Consider the following 16,451-nt stretch of genomic DNA (forward strand, 5'->3'; position numbering starts at 1 on the left):
GGGCCTTCTCGCTCTCAGGTCTTCTGCGCACACAGAGCCGAACGAGAGGTGCCCCTGCTCCCTCTTCCCGCCTCCTCCGCGCCCGCCTGCTCCCCAGCCTGATCGCGAATCACGAACTCTGGTTTAGAAGCAATCCCCACAGGCGTAATCGCCCGTGGGTCCCGCGTCGTAGAACTCCGTGCCCGACTGACAATATAGATGCAGGACGTTGTAGTGCCCGGGCCCGCCGTAATTGCAGGGAGGCGCGTGGGCCGCCAGTCGCTTGCAGGCCCAGAGATAGACATCCGTGTAACCCGTGGGACAGCTTGGCGCGAGCGACTGCTCCTGTGAGGAATCAGCGGGTGCTGACTCCTCCGCCGCCACGCCACCGCAGCCCATCACCAGACTCGCCACCAGGAACGAGACACCCCTCAAAGGCACTCTTCGCACGTGACCTCCCGGAGAAGCATTCATGTCTGTACGGCGCCAGCATGATAGCGAATTCCGCGAAGAACATCCGACGGAGAGGGATGCCGTTGAGGGGCGTGTGTAGGCGCGGAGGCGATGAGGCGCGCCGCTGACGGAGCCGTCGGAGCTGCGTGCCAGGCCGGGCGGAGGGACTGCTCCGCCCGGCGGTGAGTCAGACGGCTAGCAGTTCTGGACGCACGCCGAAACGCTCGAGGACGGGCGGCTCGTCGCGCTGCTCCCGCAGACGTACTGCTCGGTGCCACACTCCTGGCGGTACTTCTGGGTACCAGCCTGGTACTGCTTGCAGGCCCAGAACTTCCATCGGTACGTGCCGCCAGTGCAGGCGGGGTCCGAGTAGCCGCCCGCGCCCCAGTCACGACAATTGTTCTGGAACGTACCCATGGCACAGGCCCGTTGCTCCACGTCATCCACGACGACTTCTGATTCTCGCGGCTCGGTCTCCGCGCCGCCGCAAGCGCTCACGCATGCCACCACCGCCCCCAGGAACAACGAACGCACGAAGTGCTTCGACATGGTTCGACTCCATCGGTTGTGTGTCAGCTCGCCGTCCACCGGATGTCTGCCCTGGCGAAGCCAGTCGCGTCCGGCGAGTGGGCGCCTTATCCCAGACGTCTTCATCCGCCAGGGATTAAGCGGAATTAAGTCCGATTAAGGCCCGGTCCGCCGCGGGTCTCCGCGCCGCCCCGGGTGACAGGGCTTCACGCGTCGCTGCTGACCGTTCCCGGCCGAAGTGCTATCCGCCGGGTGTGTCCTTCGAGCGAATGACGTCGTCCCGGCTGGCCCGGGCCATGGGGGTGACGCGGGTGGCTCGCGTCACCGGGCTGGACCGCACGGGTGTGGAGGTGGCGTGCGCGGTGCGCCCGGGCGGGCACGTGCTCCAGGTGTGCAACGGCAAGGGGCTCACCCCGGACGAGGCCGCGTGGGGCGCGCTGTTCGAGACCGCGGAGCTGTGGGCGGCGGAGACGGTGGTGCCAGGGCGGCTCACCTGGGGTTCTCGCGCCGAACTGGAGGGCCGGCTCGGGACGCTGTGGGGCGCGGACTCGCTGGGCTCGGCCGGTGCGCTCGTGGAACCCCGCCTGTGGGCAGACGGGGTGCGGTGTGCGTGGCGCGAGGCGACGGAGCTGGGCTCGGGCCAGGCGGTCTGGGTGCCCGCCCAAGGTGTCCATGTGACGCCCCCGGGAGGCCCCTCGCTGGGGCCGGTGGCGGCGGCGTGGACGAGCAACGGCTCCGGAGCGCATCCAGAGGCGGCGCGAGCGCTGCTGCACGCGCTGCTGGAGGCCACTGAAAGAGATCAGCTCGCTCGGGTGTTTCCGGAGGGGTGGACCGAGGAGACCGTGCGGGGACGCATGCTGCGGACGGCGGAGCTGGAGAAGGCCGTGCCCCGGACGGCGGCGCTGGCCGAGCACCTGAGGGAGCGTGGCTTCGCGGTGTACCTGTTCGATGCCACGCCGTCCGCGCGCACGCCGGGCGCGGTGGGCCTGCCCGTGGGCGCAGCGGTCCTGGTGGACCAGGAGGACGGGCCCGTGCCGCTCACGGCGGGATATGCGTGCGCGCTGGAGCGTGACACCGCGCTGTTGAAGGCCTTGCTGGAGGCGGCGCAGTCGCGCCTGACGGACATCCACGGCGCGCGCGAGGACGTGGCGTCGGTGGACCGACAGGCGGCTCGGGACTTCGCGGAGGCCTGCGCGGGAGTGCGCGCACGGCGACGGGCGGGAGAGCTGCCGGACCTGGGCGCTGTGGCCAGGGGGCCGGCCGACGTGGCCGTGCGGCGGGTGCTGACGCGGTTGAAGCGCGCGGGGTTTGCTCGCGTGGCCTCGGTGGAGCTGGACGCGCCCGTGCCCGGCTTGCACGTGCGGCGGGTGGTGGTGCCGGGCATGCTCATCTCGGAGCTCCTATGAAGCGGCGCGCGGAGGAACTGGTGGTCTTCCTGGGGCCCTCGCTGCCCGCGGAGGAGGCGCGGAAGCTGGCCCCCTGCGTGGTGTTGCCCCCGGCCCGACAGGGCGATGTGTGGCGCGCGCTCGGTGCCAGGCCCCGTGCGATAGCGCTGGTGGATGGCGTCTTCGAGGCGCAGCCGTCGGTGTGGCACCACGAGCTGCTGGCCGCGCTGGAGGCGGGGGTGGCTGTCTTCGGCGGCTCCAGCATGGGCGCGCTGCGCGCGGTGGAGCTGGCGCCCCATGGCATGGTGGGCGTCGGGCGCATCTTCGAGTGGTATCGCGACGGCGTGATTTCCGACGACGCGGAGGTGGCGCTGCTGCACGCGGACTCGGAGCACGGCTGGAGGCCGCTCACCGTGCCGCTCGTCAACGTCCGGCATGTCGCGGAGCGGGCTCGGGAAGCGGGCGTGCTGAATGCGCGCCTGGCCCGGGGCCTGGTGGACGTGGCGAGCGCGTTCTTCTACCAGGAGCGCACGTGGTCCCGGTTGATGGAGCGCGCGCGGGAAGGGTGGTCGGAGGCCACGCGGGACGCCTGGGAGCGCTGGTTCTCGAAGGGCGTGGAGGACTTGAAGCGACAGGACGCGCGGGCCTGCATCCTGGCCGCCGCGCAGTGGGTGGCCTCGCGAGCACCCTCCGTGCCGGGGACCCGGCGGTCTCCCTCGTCCCTGGTGCGGCGGCGACGCCTGGTGGAGGACGTGACCCGGCTCCCCGACGCCGTCGTGCCCTCGGGGCAGGTGCTGGAGGTGCTGAGTCAGGCCCCCGACGCGCGGGCGCTGGCGGAGGCGGGGCTGCGACGGGCGCTGCTCGCGGGTTGGGCCCGGACGATGGGGCTATCACCCACGGCCGACGAGGTTGCGGAGGCGGAGGCCGGGTGGTGGCGCGAGCGTGCGGTGCCGGTGCGCAAGCGCGACGCGTGGCTGGTCTCGAATGGCCTGGATGCGGAGGGGCTGCGGGCGCTGTGCGAGGAGCTGGCGCTGGAGCGGCTGGTCCTGACGCAGTCGACGCGGCTGCTTCCGGATGGCCCGTCCTGGGAGGAGGCGCTGGCCTCCGAGTCCCGGCTGCGCGGGCGCTGGGCGGAGGCCGCGCTCACGGTGGCCGCGAGCGACGAGGTGGACGCGCTCGAGCACGACTCGGACTGAGCGGGGAGGATGGCCCGGAGCCAACGGGTGACGTTGGGTTCCCCGCGCCGGAGCCTACCCACCTGCCGGGTGGGAAAAATCGTGACAGTCCCTGAAGAAAGGCTAGGGTCAACCCTGGAGGTTACCCTTGCTCAACCCCGTTCCCTGGGTGGTCACCGAGCCCCTCGTTCCGCGGGGTGCCGCGCGCATTGAGGCGTGGGCGTCCGCGGGCTCCAGCGCGCATGGGCTGGGGAGTTTCGAGGAAGGCGGGTCTTCGCGGGAGGGGTCGTCGCCGTGAGGTCTCCGCCGTTCCATCCGGACCAGCTCTCGCCGGGCAGCGTGGTGGGGCCCTGGAATGTGGTGGCCTCGCTGGGCGCGGGGGGCTTCGGCCGTGTGTTCAAGGTCGAGCGGGGAGGGCGCTTCTACACGATGAAGATGGCGCTGCGTCCCGCCGGGCCCCAGGTGTCCGAGGAGGAGGACGTCAACGGTCGGCTGTCGCACGAGGTGGCCACGCTCCTGGCCTGCGCGCCCCATCCGAACCTGCCCCGCGTCCACGCGGTGGACCGCTGGCCGGAGCCGCCCGAGGGCTACCTGTTCTTCGTCACCGACTTCATCGACGGAGAGACCTTCCATGAGTGGCGCTGGCGGGTGAAGCCGTCGGCGGCGCACCTCTTGTCCGTGTTCACGGAGGTGGTGCGCGCGGTGTCGGACCTGCATCGGCGCGGGTTGCACCACCGCGACGTGAAGGGCGACAACCTGCTCATCCGCCGCGAGGACGAGCGCCCGTTCCTCATCGACCTGGGCACGGTGCGGATGCCGGGCGCGACGACGCTGACGGTGGGCGTGGCGCCGGCCTCGCCGCACCTCTTGCCGCCCGAGTGCGTGGCCTTCCTGCGCGAGGGCCAGTGGGAGCAGGGCGCGCGGTTCGACGCGGGAATCCCCGGCGACCTCTATGCGCTGGGCGCGCTCCTGTACGAGTCGCTGACGGACGGCTACGCGTTCGACCCGAGGCTCCCGTACGACCGGCTCCTGCCGGCCATCGAGACGGTGACGCCCCGGGCTCCGCACGTCGTCAATCCCAAGGTGCCTCCCGCGCTGGGAGACATCGCGCTGCGGTTGTTGGCCAAGCGCCCCGAGGAGCGCTACGCGGGCACGGAGGCGCTGTTGCAGGCGCTCTGGGAGGTCGCGAAGGAGAAGCGGCAGCCGGCGTGGAAGGTGTCGCTGGACCGACCTCCGGACCCCGAGTCTCCTCGTGACGTGGAGGCCGACACGCCTCGGGTGCGCATGGTGCCCGAACTGGTGCGCTCGTCGGAGTCCCACCCGCACACGCCGGAGCCCGAGGAGTCGCGGCCACCTGAGGAGTCCGTCGCCGAAGCGCTCCTGGTCGCGCCGCTCGTCGAGGACCCGGTTGCCGCGGGCTCGGAAGTTGTCACCCCGGTGGAGTCACCGCGGGCCGAGCGGACCCCGGCGCGAAGGTCGCGCGGCTGGACGATTGGAGTCGGAGTCGTCGCGCTCCTCGTCATCTGCTTCGCGGCGGTGGGCCTTGCCCGCCGCGAGCCCTCCCCGAGTTCCATGCAGGCGGTCGTCCCCCCTCCACCCCCTGCTGAGAAAGGAAGTTCCGTCGTGACGAGTCGTCCCCCTCACACCCCTGTTACAGCCGCTTCTTCGTCGCCGCCTCGCGTTGTCGAGGTGACTCCCGAGGCTCCCTTGCAGGCGCCCGTCCTGAAGGTCGAGCGCGCCGTGGAGGCCACCAATGAGGTGTCACCCTCCGCGAGGAAGCGCTCATCCGTGAGCAGCACCCTCGGAAAGACAGCGGCGGTCGCATGCCTCGCGGGAGCTTGTGCCGGGGGGGCGCCTCAGGTCCGGACGACGTCTCCGGAACAGGAATGCCCGCAGTCGACCATCGAGGTCATGACGAAGATGGGCTGGAAGCTGCCCAGCGTGGTGACCGACGGGAGACTCTGGCTCATCCCTCGCTTCGATGGGCGACGGCTGATACCGGTCCCGCCAGAAGGGCCCATCACCGCCTACGCCGCGGAGAAGCCCATCCTGGGCTATGGCGGTGTTGTGGACGATGCCGGAGATCCCATCGCCTTTCCCGTGGGCACCCGGTTCCAGGGCACTCTCTTCCATGGGAAGGAGCGCTACTTCGGTTGGTTCACGGAAGCCGAACTCCCCGATGGCAGGCGCGTCCCTTTGTGCCTCCAGATCACCTGGTACGGCCGTAAGGAATTGGGCGTCCCCTACGACCCGTCGAGCACCCCGGAGCTGAAGCTGACGGAGCCCCAGTTGACGGTCACCGCGACGAGATACCTGGGAAGGTTGTGATTTGCCTGCCGCGTCTTCAGTCCTCGTGGTCGCGTGGGGAATGATGGTCGCCCTGGGGGGGGAGTTGGCCCCCGTGCGTCGAATCGAAGTGGGAGCGGAGCCGCGTGTGCCTGCCCCCGAGATTCGCATCGCTCCGGGGCGCTCCACGACGTTCTTCTTCGACGCGCGCATCCTGCCGGACGAACTCTCCTTGGAGGGGCGTGAGCGCTTCCAGCGACTGGGAATCTCCGATGACCACCTCGCCCTCGTTCCGTCGAGTGCGCTCCGGGAGGGGGAGCGGCTGCGCCTGGGGCTGCGTTTTCGGGACGGCGCGGCGCCGGAGCAGGTGACGTTCGTGCTGGTGGTGGATGCGGTGCTGGGTGAACCCCAGGTGGAGGTCTATCGCCGTGCTCGTTCGGTGGAGTCCTACCGGCAGGAGGTGGAGGAGCTGAAGGGTCGTCTGTCGCAGGCCCGGTTCGAGTTGGACAGGCTTCAGTTGGAGGGTCGGTCGTCGGGAGGGGTCGAGTCGCTCGTGGCGGCGCTGGAGAACCCCGAGGAGCTCGCAGTCAGGCCTCTGACGCCCACGAAGGTGGTGGCCCATCCCGAGGTCAGTGTCTCGCAATCACGGTTCGTGACGCATCAGATGCGCTGGCGGGCGATTCGCGTGGATTTGCGAGCGCTGCCAGGGGGCGCGGGATGGGTGGCGACAGGGGCCTCGCTCACGGATGCGCGTGGGCGAAGCCACAAGGTCCTGTCCCACTGGCAGACGGCTCCCTTGCGTGAGGATGTGGCGCAGGCCCTGGTGGTCCGCGTGGACCACACCACCGACCTGGATCCGGGTCACTATGTGCTCAAGCTGTGGGACGCGAAGGGGCGCACGGTGACGCTGGAAGGGCTTTCGTTGAAGTGACTGCCCCGAGGCATTCTCAGTCGAGGAAGCGGCGCTCCCATCGAAGCTGCTCCTCGGGTGGGAAGTCTGGGTCGTAGAGCGTGTCCGAGTCGCGGTGGTAGAGCCACGGCTCCAGGATGCGGGCGAGTTCGCGATAGGCCGGTAGTGTCGCACCTCGTGTCGAGTCCCCCGCCTCGGGCCACGTTCCCAGGGAGACGACGGCACGCTCGCCATCCAACTCCAGTACCTGGGTTCCAGATGTCGAAAGTCGCGCGCGGAGTTTGCTTGCACCTCCGAGCGCGCTCAGCAGGGGTTGTCCCAAGAACGTCAGCCAGTGTGCCCCGCGTACCCGCGAGCCGATGTCCTGGCTGACGGAGTCGTCGATGATCTCCATACCGGGATAGCTGAAAGCCAGCTCACGCACGCGTTGGCGAACACCCATGAGGTCCAGCGGGGCGTTGAAACAGAGGCTCGCGTAGCCCGAGGTGAAAGGGAGCGATGCTGCGATTTCCAACGCCAGTTCACGGACACGCTCGGGGCCATGGCGTTCGAGATACTCCGTCGGCAGGCCGAAGGTAGCGACGCAGGACCGACCGATGGAATCACCTCTCGTGGTGACGTCCATCGGGACTCCTGAGTAACTGAAGGAGAACTCGGGAACGCCCTTGGAATCACTGATGAGGGTGACTTGGGGCCATTCGTCCTGAAGCAGGCTGCGCTGGATGTGCTCCCAGTCCGAGGGCTTCAGGGTCCTCCAATATCCTTCCGAGTCGGGCTGGAGGGTCAGCGTCTGTGGGGGCAGTGCTCGCTGGAAGCGCTCCAGCGCTTGAAGGATGGCGGGCCCGAGCCCTTCGTGAGCGCGGTGGAGATAGAAGCAGAAGGTGAGTCCGTCGCGGAGGACGAGGTAGCCCTGCTCGTCCGACTCAATGCGAAGGTGAGGGAAGTGCTCGCTCATGGGAACATGCCTCTGGGCGTCACCAGTACGGGAGTCGTACCAAACGTCATTCGGTACGCGTCGCCCTGGTGCCGGGCCCGGAGTGGATTGCCTGGCGGCGACTGTCTCCATACGGGGGGATTGGTGTCGGGGCAGGGGAACTTGAAATCGTAGACCCGCTGGACCTGAACCGGGTTGCCTGTGTGGAGGATGAGGTCGGGCACCACCGTTCCTTCCAGGGCCTTGCTCGCACCCGCGCGCAGGAGGTCCAGTTCTTTTTGATGGGTGACCAGCTCCGGCTCTTGGGCACGAGTCCCTCTCCGGTAGCGCTGCTCACGCAGGAAGCGGGCGGGAAGGCTCTGTCCGAGAGCTGCTTCGGCACAGTCGAGCGCGAGTGCGTGCTTCTTGCGTCCCAGCATCATCGCGCCCGTGACGGGATTCTCCTTCGTCCCGCCTACGACCTTTTCACAGTCGGCACGGGTCGGGCTCCGCCCTCCAAACTCCTCGCGGTTCACCTCGGCGTCAGCCCTCCTCGCGCAGTCGATGAGGCGTTCGCGGATCCCTGTCTCGACGAGAGTCTCGATTTCCATCCACGATTTACCCGCCGCGGATACCTGCGCGGCCCGTACGGCGAGCGGAACGATGCGCTCCTGCCCCGCCGTCGCGGCGCAGTAGGCGGGGTTCTGCTCGCAGGCGGACGTCGCCGAGTCGAGGGCCTGGGCATAGGTGCCGGACCGTCCCTGCCTGGCTGGCCCGGAGGCTCCGCATCCCAGCATGAGGAGCAGCCATGGGACCGTCGTACCCGGACGCAGCATTCGGAGACCCCTCCCGTACCGGCTTCGCATGCTACCTGGAGGCGGGGCCCACACGTCGGGCCTTGAGCCTCGCTGCCCTCCGTGTAGGGTGCCGTCCCGGACGATGACTTCCCCGCTCCCTTCCGACGCCCTCCGCTGCATCCGCGCCGACTCTCGCGAGCCCGAGGGCTACCGCGCCGCCCTGGGCGACCGCCGCGCCTCGCTCCTGCTCACCGACCCGCCCTATTGCCTGCTCACCCGGCGTCGCAAGGGCGGCGACCTGAGAGACCCGCGCGCCCACAAGAAGATCGACCAGAACCCCATCGTCCGCTTCGAGACCGTGCGCGACTACCGCGCCTTCTCCGAGGCCTGGCTCTCCCGCGCCCTGGCCCACCTCACCCCGGACGCCCCCCTCGTCATCTGGACCAACCTGCTCGGCAAGGAGCCCATCGTCACCGCCGCCAGGGCCCTGGGCTATCCCCACCTGCGCGGCGAATTCACCTGGGGCAAGCGCACCACCGACAAGAACGCCAACGAGCAGACCCTGCGCGTCTACGAGGTCGCCCTCGTCATCGCCCGCACCCCCGAGCCCGTGCTCGCCCCCGGTGACATGCCCACCGTCTGGGCCGTCGTCGGCGGCTATGACGATGACGGCGACGCCGCGCGCTGGGGCAGCCACCCCCACCACAAGCCCTTCTCCGTCGTCGAGCCGCTCGTGCGCACGTACAGCCGCCCCGGCGACACCGTGCTGGACCCCTTCGCCGGAAGTGGCTCGATGCCCGCCGCCGCCCTGCGTCTGGGCCGCCAACCCGCGTGCCTGGAAATCGAGCCCGAGTGGGCCGAACGAGTCACCCACCGTCTGCGCGAGACGGCCGCAGCCTTCCCTCAGCCCCCCAGCGCCCGGTAGAGCCGCGTCTCCGACCAGCGCGGCACGTCCGTGGGCCGGTGTCCCCACCAGTTCATCACCAGCGTGCGCCTCAGCCGCGAGCGCCCCGGCAGCTTCCCCTCCGGAATCTGGTTCTCCGCGTCCAGCACCCCGTGCGTCAGCGTGCCGTCGAACAGCACCAGCCGGTTGGGGCGCGGCGTCACCAGGTCCGCGGTGTCCATGCGCGAGGGCGCGAGCGACGGATTCGCCTCGTCCGGCTTCTCTCGCGTCACCACCAGCGCCCCGCCGCGCACCCGGTTGAGGAACAACACGCTGCTGATGCGCGGATGCACCAGCTTCCCCGTGCGCAGCGCGAGCTTCTCGTCCCGGTCCTGGTGGAAGTCCACGCGCACGTCCGTCGGGTACATCCTCGACAGCCACCACTCCACCCCGGCGATGCGCCGCTTCCCAGCGACCTGGGGCCGCAAGCTGGAGATGACGTCCTCCACCACGTTGGTCGGCGGCCCGAAGTCGTACCAGAACGTCGTCTGGTAGGTGTCCTTCAGTCGCTCGCGGCCGAGCACGCCCAGCCGCCGCAACAGGCGCCGGAAGAGGGGAGGGGACACGGCGCCTTCAGTGAGCTGGACGAGGGTTTCCACGAGAGACCGCAGCTTTGTCCCATGCGAAGGGTGGGCGCCACCTTCCTTTGCCGGTAGGCTGCGCGCCCCATTGCCCTCCTGCCGGAGGCACGCGGAGAGACTGCTCGATGAAGGCTCACCACAAGATGCTCATCGGCATCGTCACCGGCACGGTGGCGGGACTCGCCGCCAACGCGCTCGCCGGCGGTGCCCCCTGGCTGGACTGGACCGTCACCAACGTGGCGTCCCCCGTGGGGCAGATCTTCATCCGCCTGCTGCTCATGCTCGTGGTACCGCTGCTCTTCGCCGCGCTCGTCATGGGCGTCGCGGAGCTCGACCTGAAGCAGGTGGGTCGCCTGGGCGTCCGCACGCTGGGCTACACCGTTGTCCTGTCCACCATCTCCGTCCTCATCGGCCTGGTGCTCGTCAACCTCATCCAGCCCGGCGTGGGCCTCAGCGAAGAGGCCCTCGCGCTCGCTCGGAGCGGCACGCAGATCAAGGCGGCGCCGCCCCCGTCCGACACGTCCTTCGGCGCGGTGCTGATGTCCATGGTGCCCACCAACCCCCTGAAGGCCGCGGCCGACGGAGACATGATTGGCCTCATCGTCTTCTCGCTCATCTTCGGACTGGGCGTGGCCCTCACCCCCGGCGAGGCCGTGCGGCACCTGCGCGACACCATCCAGGGCCTCTACGACGTGATGATGAAGCTCATCGATGGGGTGCTGAAATTGGCGCCCTTCGGCGTGGCCGCGCTGCTGTTCGCCATGACGGCGAAGCTGGGCCTGGGCATCCTCGGACAGCTCGCCGCGTACGTAGGCACGGTGCTGCTCGCGCTCGCCATCCACATGTTCATCGTCTACTCGCTGTCGGTGCGCTTCCTCGGCGGGCGCAACCCCATCGAGTTCTTCCGCGACAGCCGCCTGGCCATCGTCACCGCCTTCTCCACGTCCTCCTCCAGCGCCACGCTGCCCACCGCGCTCAAGGTCGCCGAGGAGAACCTCAAGCTTCCGCCCAACGTGTCGCGCTTCGTGCTGACCGCCGGCTCGGCGATGAACCAGAACGGCACCGCGCTCTTCGAGGGCGTCACCGTGCTCTTCCTCGCGCAGGTGTACGGCGTGCCCCTGGACCTGCAACAGCAGGCACTCATCATGTTCATCTGCATCCTGGCCGGCATCGGCACCGCCGGCGTGCCCGCGGGCTCCATCCCGGTCATCGCGATGATTCTGGGCATGTTCAAGATTCCGGTGGAGGGGCTGGGGCTCGTCCTCGGCGTGGACCGCTTCCTGGACATGTGCCGCACCACGCTCAACGTCACCGGGGACCTGGCCGCCGCCGTGTACGTGGCGCGCGGGGAACCGCCTGCCCGCACGGACGTCGAGCGAGCGACAGGCCCCACTGCCTCCTGACGCCGGGCATAAACCGTCCCCATCCTTCCCACCGATAACCGTCTCACCGCCTCACCCGACATAGGAGCCCGCATGAGGGTCACCAAGGATTCGATTGTCTCGCTGGAGTACCGGCTGCACCTCGGTGACGGACAGGTCATCGACCAGAGCGCGCCGGATCAGCCGCTCGCCTACCTGCACGGGCATCGCCAAATCGTCCCGGGCCTGGAGGGCGCCCTGGAGGGCCTGGGGCAGGGCGACAGCAAGCAGGTGGTGGTGCAGCCCGCCCAGGGGTACGGCGAGCATGACCCCGAGGGCGTGCGCGTCGTCCCGCGCTCCATGTTGCCCCCTGGCTTCAACCCGCAGCCCGGCCAGACGCTGATGGCCCAGACGGAGCAGGGCGACATCCCGCTGCGCATCCAGGAAGTGCGGGGCGACGACATCGTCATCGACCTGAACCACCCGCTCGCCGGCAAGACGCTCCACTTCGACGTCACGGTGAAGGACATCCGCCAGGCGTCCTCGGAAGAGCTCTCCCATGGCCACGTCCACGGGGCCGGTGGGCACGACCACGGGGCCGGTGGGCACGACCACGCCTGACCTCGGGGCGTGACGCCGTGCGGCGACACGGAGGGGCGGGGCAGGAATGCCTCGCCCCTTTCGCTTGCCTGCCGGAGTGAATGCTTCGTCGGGGAAGGGGCGTGCACTATCTTTGCCGCCCCAATGAGCCAGTCCCCCCCTCAACAGACTCCGAGCCCCAGTGGGCTTCGCCTCCAGCCCACCGACCCGCACGCAGGCGAGCCGGGTGCTTCCGCGACGCAGGACCCGGAGCTGTACTGGCTGAAGAATGTCTACCAGGGGGGCTCGCGCCAGCTCACCGTGCGCGCCGTCATCGCCGGCATGTTGATTGGCGCGGTGATGTGCCTGTCCAACCTGTACGTCATCCTCAAGACGGGCTGGAGCCTGGGCGTCACGATTACGGCGTGCATCCTGGCCTTCGCGGTGTTCGGCACGCTGCGCTCGCTCAGGCTGTTGAAGAACGACTTCACGGCGCTGGAGAACAACGCCATGGGCTCGGTGGCGTCGGCCGCCGGCTACATGACGGGCGGTGGCAACATGGCCGCCGTCCCCGCGCTGCTGATGCTCACCGGCGCGCTGCCTCCGTCGGGCTGGCTGGTGGTGTGGTTCGCCGTCATCTCCGCGCTGGGCGTCTTCGCGGCAATCCCCATCAAGCGCCAGCTCATCAACATCGAGGCGCTGCCGTTCCCCACCGGCACGGCCACCGCGGAGACCATCCGCGCCCTGCACGGCCACGGCGAGGTGGCCCGCCGCAAGTCCAAGCTCCTGGCGGGCGCGGGCCTCATCGGCGCCCTGCTGGTGATGCTCCGCGACGCGCGCTTCACGTGGCTCACCAACATCCCGGACAAGGTGAGCATGCCGTTCACCATCCTGGGCAAGAAGGCCTCCGCGTGGACGCTGTCGTTCGACTTCAGCCTGCTGCTGGTGGGCGCCGGCGCGCTGGTGAGCTTCCGCACGGGCTGGTCCATGCTGCTGGGCGCGGTGCTGACGTACGGCTTCCTCGCGCCCGCCATGGTCACCCAGGGCGCCATTCCAGAAGTGACGTACCGGGCCATCAACACGTGGATGGTGTGGACGGGCTCGGCGGTGCTGGTGTCCTCGGGCCTGTTGGCCTTCGCCTTCCAGTGGCGCAGCGTGGCGCGCTCCTTCAAGGCGCTGTCGGGCCTGTTCGGTCGCAAGAGTTCCAAGGAGGAGGAAGCGGACCCGCTGGCGGGCATCGAGTGTCCTCCGTCCTGGTTCCCCCTGGGCTTCGCGGTGCTGGGCCCCATCGCCATCTTCCTGATGGCCTACCTCTTCCAGATTCCGTGGTGGGCGGGCGTGCTGGCCATGCCGTTGGCCGTCGTCATGGGCGTCATCGCCAGCCGCGTCACGGGTGAGACGGACACCACGCCGACGAAGGCGCTGGGGCCCGTCACGCAGCTCATCTTCGGAGGCCTGGCGCCGGGCAACATCCCCGCCAACGTGATGAGCGCCAACGCCACCGGTGGCGTGGGGCTCCACGCGGCGGACCTGCTGACGGACCTCAAGTCCGGGTGGCTTCTGGGCGCCAACCCTCGCCAGCAGTTCGTCGCGCAGTTGTTCGGCGTGGTGGCTGGCGCGGCGGTGGTGGTGCCGGTGTTCAACATCCTCATCCCCAGCCCGGACGTGCTCGGTTCCGCCGAGTTCCCCGCGCCCGCCACCATGGTGTGGGCCGGCGTGTCGAAGCTGCTCGCCACGGGCGTGTCGGCGATGCCCGTCACCGCGCGCTGGGGCGCCCTGTGTGGCGGAACGCTCGGCATCGTCCTCGTCCTGCTGGAGCGGTGGGCGCCGGCGAAGCTGAAGGGCTACGTGCCGTCACCCGCGGGCTTCGGGCTGGCCATCGTCATCCCCGGCTCCAGCTCCATCGCCTTCTTCCTGGGCTCCGCCATCGCCGAGGTGATGCGTCGCAAGGCGCCGAAGCTCGCGGAGGAGACCGTGCTGCCCGTGTCCTCGGGCTTCATCGCGGGAGAGAGCCTGTTGGGCATCGGCATCGCGATGGCGAAGGCCTTCGGGGTGATGCCCAAGTAGGCAGGCAGCGGCGCCTCGCATCGAATCCCCAGAAGGGGAGCGCGAGGCGCCCTCACGGCTTGTCCGTCAGTCCACCCGGCTGGTGGAGAACGAGGCCCCGGCCAGGAAGCGGAACGTGGGCGTGTCCAGGCCCGCGCCGACACCCGGGCCGCCCATGACGTAGAGGTCCATCCAGGACGTGGTGTGGCGGCGGATGGCCACCATCAGCTCCGCGCCCGTGCGGCCTCCCTGGAGCGGCACGCCGAGCAGCAGGCTCACCTCGCCGCGTGTCAGCTCTCCGGCGCGCGACGTCACCGTGCCGGCCAGCCGCAGCTCGTTGCCGATGACGTCCGCGGACTCGGCGGACAGCGCCATCAGGTTCTTCTTCTCGCGCAGGAAGACGCCGACCTCGGCGCCCAGCTGCCACGTCTCCGCGAGGAAGCCGAGCTGGAGGCTGGGGTGCACCGCGTAGGTGTCGCGCGCCAGCAGTTCCTTGCTTCCCACCGGCAGGGCGGCGGAGAGGTCCACGGCGAGCTGGAAGCCGAAGGCCGGACGCACCAGCGCGGCGCGAGCCCCCAGCCACGGTGAGCCCAGGCCCTGACCTTCCGGCGGGTTCACGTCCATGAAGGTGGTGCCGCCCTGGGTGACGATGAAGGGCACCTCCGCGTCCACCTGGAGCCAGTCCAGCACGCCGATGGCGGCCGTCACGTCCATGGTGAACTTGTTCTCCACCAGGCCCATGCCGCCGCCCGGCTCCCAGCGCGTCTGGAAGTGGAAGGGGAGCTGCTCGTAGTGCCCTTGTACGGCCACTCGCACCATGCCCGCGGGCAGCGTGCGGCCGGTGCTGACGACGAGCGAGCCGAGGCCGGCGGGGTCCAGCTCCAACCGTTGCAGGTTGAAGGTGGGCAGAGCGGCCGACTGCGCGGAGGCGGGCAGGGCCAGGACGACAGAGAACAGCGCCGACAGCAACGCAACCGCGGGCCGGAACGACACGACGACTCCTTCAGCAGTCATTGAAATGGCAGCTCACTCGAACAGAGGACCCCAAACGCGAAGCACTCGCATGGCGGAGGGGGGCGCGCAAGTGGACCTCCAAGTCACCCCTCTCCGGAAAGTATCGAGGCGTCGCCCCATGGAACGGCTTGACGGAAGTCTCATCCGGATTCTCCCGGGCTTGCCGTGAAGTCATTGCCTTGTCCCACGCGTGGGAAAACAGACACCCGGTGCAATGGCTGACGGGGGCGCCGCGTAGGGTCCATGTCCCCCACCAGGAGCCTTTTCGTGGCCATCCTCCTCGAGGATCTCCGCTACGCCGTCCGGCTGTTGCTCAAGAGCCGGGGCTTCACCGTTGTCTCCATTCTCACGCTCGCCCTGGCCATTGGTGCGAACACGGCCATCTTCAGCGTGGTTCACGGAGTGTTGCTGCGGCCGCTGCCGTACCCGGAGCCCGAGCAACTGGTGCAGGTGTTTCGCCAGGATGCGGACGGGCGGGCGACCTCGCAGGCCATCGCGCAATACGTCTGGCTGTCGACGGAGGGCTCGCCCTTCTCCCAGGTCGCCGCGTCGGAGCTGCTGCCCACGGGCTTCAACGTCATGGGGGATGGGCTCCCGGAGCGCCTGTCCGGCATGCGGGTGACGGGGAACTTCTTCGAGACGTTTGGCGTGCGGCCCGCGCTGGGGCGCGGCTTCCTGCCGGAAGAGGACGTGGTGGGCGGGCCTCGGGTGGTGGTGCTCAGCCATGGGTTGTGGCAGCGGCGCTTCGGAGGCGCTCCCGACATCATCGGCCGCTCGTTCACGCTCAACGACCAGCCCTACACGGTGGTGGGCGTGGCGGCGGAGTCCTTCCAGCATCCTCGGCAGGCGCAGCTGTGGACACCGCTCCAACTGGACCTGACGAACACCGATGACTCCAACTTCCTCCACGTCGTTGGCAGGGTGCGCGCGGGGCTGTCGCCGGAGGGCGTCAGCGCGGCCCTGAAGACGCTGTCCGAGCGGCTGCGCGCGGACACGCCGCACCTGCTGCGTGGGCGGGAGATGTTCGTCGCGGAGGACCTGCGGACGTTCCTGGCGGGAGACCTGCGGCTGGCGCTCTGGGTGCTGCTGGGCGCGGTGGGACTGGTGCTGCTCATCGCGTGTGTCAACCTGGCCAACCTCCAGCTGGCGAGGGCGGCGGCGCGACAGCGGGAGCTGGTGGTGCGCGCGGCGCTGGGGGCTCCGGCCCGGCGGCTGGTGGGGCAGCTCATGACGGAGAGCCTGTTGTTGTCCGTGGTCGGCGGTGGACTGGGCGTGGTGCTGGCCTCGGCGGTGCTGCCCGCGCTCCTGGCCCTGGCGCCCCCGGAGCTGTCCGTGCCGGGCGCGGCGGTGGGCTTGAATGGCGTGGTGCTTGCGTTCTCCGTGGGCGTGTCGCTGTTGACGGGAGTGCTCTTCGGGCTGTTGCCCGCGTGGCAGGCGTCGCGGCCGGACCTCCAGGATGCGCTGAGGCAAGGGGCGCAGCGGGCGACGTCGGGGCCTGGGG

Annotated in this window: 15 protein-coding genes; 9 read left to right on the forward strand and 6 right to left on the reverse strand. The window is 69.5% G+C overall.

Translation table 11 applies throughout. The annotated features are described in order from the left end of the window. Positions 1 to 123 precede the first annotated feature (123 nt). Positions 124 to 429, reverse strand: coding sequence for a hypothetical protein (locus FJV41_RS38355; RefSeq protein ID WP_246137682.1), 306 nt, complete (start codon positions 427 to 429; stop codon positions 124 to 126). 198 nt (positions 430 to 627) lie between these two features. Continuing rightward, positions 628 to 981: a hypothetical protein gene (locus FJV41_RS38360; protein WP_141647576.1), complete on the reverse strand. Its 354-nt coding sequence runs from the start codon at positions 979 to 981 to the stop codon at positions 628 to 630. A 248-nt stretch (positions 982 to 1,229) separates the two neighbouring features. Between FJV41_RS38360 and FJV41_RS38365 the strand changes: the two genes are divergently transcribed. The 4 genes from FJV41_RS38365 (at position 1,230) to FJV41_RS38380 (ending at position 6,737) form a co-directional block, all read left to right on the forward strand. Further along, positions 1,230 to 2,366, forward strand: coding sequence for a YcaO-like family protein (locus FJV41_RS38365; protein WP_246137683.1), 1,137 nt, complete (start codon positions 1,230 to 1,232; stop codon positions 2,364 to 2,366). Then, on the forward strand, positions 2,363 to 3,541 hold the full coding sequence (locus tag FJV41_RS38370) for a TfuA-like protein (protein WP_141647577.1): 1,179 nt from the start codon (positions 2,363 to 2,365) through the stop codon (positions 3,539 to 3,541). Before FJV41_RS38365 ends, FJV41_RS38370 begins: the two co-directional genes overlap by 4 nt. Before the next feature lie 273 nt (positions 3,542 to 3,814). Beyond that, positions 3,815 to 5,848, forward strand: coding sequence for a serine/threonine protein kinase (locus FJV41_RS38375; protein WP_141647578.1), 2,034 nt, complete (start codon positions 3,815 to 3,817; stop codon positions 5,846 to 5,848). A 73-nt stretch (positions 5,849 to 5,921) separates the two neighbouring features. Continuing rightward, the gene (locus FJV41_RS38380) at positions 5,922 to 6,737 is read left to right on the forward strand and encodes a DUF2381 family protein (RefSeq protein WP_174467513.1); all 816 of its coding nucleotides are present in this window, start codon (positions 5,922 to 5,924) and stop codon (positions 6,735 to 6,737) included. Positions 6,738 to 6,753: 16 nt separating this feature from the next. On the opposite strand, the gene FJV41_RS38385 is transcribed toward FJV41_RS38380, so the two are convergent. After that, positions 6,754 to 7,671, reverse strand: a complete 918-nt coding sequence (locus tag FJV41_RS38385) for a type VI immunity family protein (RefSeq protein WP_141647580.1) — start codon at positions 7,669 to 7,671, stop codon at positions 6,754 to 6,756. Continuing rightward, complete coding sequence (locus FJV41_RS38390; RefSeq protein ID WP_141647581.1) at positions 7,668 to 8,465, reverse strand: hypothetical protein; 798 nt, start codon at positions 8,463 to 8,465, stop codon at positions 7,668 to 7,670. Before FJV41_RS38390 ends, FJV41_RS38385 begins: the two co-directional genes overlap by 4 nt. A 103-nt stretch (positions 8,466 to 8,568) precedes the next feature. On the opposite strand from FJV41_RS38390, the gene FJV41_RS38395 reads away from it, so the two are divergent. Continuing rightward, positions 8,569 to 9,351, forward strand: coding sequence for a DNA-methyltransferase (locus tag FJV41_RS38395; RefSeq protein WP_141647582.1), 783 nt, complete (start codon positions 8,569 to 8,571; stop codon positions 9,349 to 9,351). Here the strand turns inward: FJV41_RS38395 and FJV41_RS38400 are convergent. Then, entirely contained in the window at positions 9,330 to 9,968 is a 639-nt protein-coding gene (locus FJV41_RS38400; RefSeq protein WP_141647583.1) for a 2OG-Fe(II) oxygenase, read from the reverse strand. The genes FJV41_RS38395 and FJV41_RS38400 overlap by 22 nt on opposite strands. A 107-nt stretch (positions 9,969 to 10,075) precedes the next feature. Here FJV41_RS38400 and FJV41_RS38405 point away from each other — a divergent pair, with 107 nt between their 5' ends. The 3 genes from FJV41_RS38405 (at position 10,076) to FJV41_RS38415 (ending at position 13,957) form a co-directional block, all read left to right on the forward strand. After that, positions 10,076 to 11,353: a dicarboxylate/amino acid:cation symporter gene (locus FJV41_RS38405; RefSeq protein ID WP_141647584.1), complete on the forward strand. Its 1,278-nt coding sequence runs from the start codon at positions 10,076 to 10,078 to the stop codon at positions 11,351 to 11,353. A 72-nt stretch (positions 11,354 to 11,425) separates the two neighbouring features. Then, complete coding sequence (locus FJV41_RS38410) at positions 11,426 to 11,932, forward strand: FKBP-type peptidyl-prolyl cis-trans isomerase (protein WP_141647585.1); 507 nt, start codon at positions 11,426 to 11,428, stop codon at positions 11,930 to 11,932. A gap of 123 nt (positions 11,933 to 12,055) precedes the next feature. Continuing rightward, positions 12,056 to 13,957: an OPT family oligopeptide transporter gene (locus tag FJV41_RS38415; RefSeq protein WP_141647586.1), complete on the forward strand. Its 1,902-nt coding sequence runs from the start codon at positions 12,056 to 12,058 to the stop codon at positions 13,955 to 13,957. Between the two features lie 66 nt (positions 13,958 to 14,023). On the opposite strand, the gene FJV41_RS38420 is transcribed toward FJV41_RS38415, so the two are convergent. Continuing rightward, positions 14,024 to 14,929, reverse strand: coding sequence for a flagellar motor protein MotB (locus tag FJV41_RS38420; RefSeq protein ID WP_181791218.1), 906 nt, complete (start codon positions 14,927 to 14,929; stop codon positions 14,024 to 14,026). A gap of 288 nt (positions 14,930 to 15,217) precedes the next feature. On the opposite strand from FJV41_RS38420, the gene FJV41_RS54740 reads away from it, so the two are divergent. Continuing rightward, the coding region (locus tag FJV41_RS54740; protein WP_141647588.1) for an ABC transporter permease at positions 15,218 to 16,451 on the forward strand (1,234 nt) is incomplete at its 3' end.

This window comes from Myxococcus llanfairpwllgwyngyllgogerychwyrndrobwllllantysiliogogogochensis, from assembly GCF_006636215.1.
GTDB classification, from domain to species: Bacteria; Myxococcota; Myxococcia; order Myxococcales; family Myxococcaceae; genus Myxococcus; species Myxococcus llanfairpwllgwyngyllgogerychwyrndrobwllllantysiliogogogochensis.

What these genes read in the sequence shown, in the direction of transcription:
- FJV41_RS38385 (WP_141647580.1), bottom strand. Translation starts at nt 7,671, where the DNA reads ATGAGCGAGCACTTCCCTCACCTTCGCATTGAGTCGGACGAGCAGGGC.
- FJV41_RS38390 (WP_141647581.1), bottom strand. Translation starts at nt 8,465, where the DNA reads ATGCTGCGTCCGGGTACGACGGTCCCATGGCTGCTCCTCATGCTGGGA.
- FJV41_RS38415 (WP_141647586.1), top strand. Translation starts at nt 12,056, where the DNA reads ATGAGCCAGTCCCCCCCTCAACAGACTCCGAGCCCCAGTGGGCTTCGC.
- FJV41_RS38370 (WP_141647577.1), top strand. Translation starts at nt 2,363, where the DNA reads ATGAAGCGGCGCGCGGAGGAACTGGTGGTCTTCCTGGGGCCCTCGCTG.
- FJV41_RS38365 (WP_246137683.1), top strand. Translation starts at nt 1,230, where the DNA reads ATGACGTCGTCCCGGCTGGCCCGGGCCATGGGGGTGACGCGGGTGGCT.
- FJV41_RS38395 (WP_141647582.1), top strand. Translation starts at nt 8,569, where the DNA reads ATGACTTCCCCGCTCCCTTCCGACGCCCTCCGCTGCATCCGCGCCGAC.
- FJV41_RS38405 (WP_141647584.1), top strand. Translation starts at nt 10,076, where the DNA reads ATGAAGGCTCACCACAAGATGCTCATCGGCATCGTCACCGGCACGGTG.
- FJV41_RS38360 (WP_141647576.1), bottom strand. Translation starts at nt 981, where the DNA reads ATGTCGAAGCACTTCGTGCGTTCGTTGTTCCTGGGGGCGGTGGTGGCA.
- FJV41_RS38410 (WP_141647585.1), top strand. Translation starts at nt 11,426, where the DNA reads ATGAGGGTCACCAAGGATTCGATTGTCTCGCTGGAGTACCGGCTGCAC.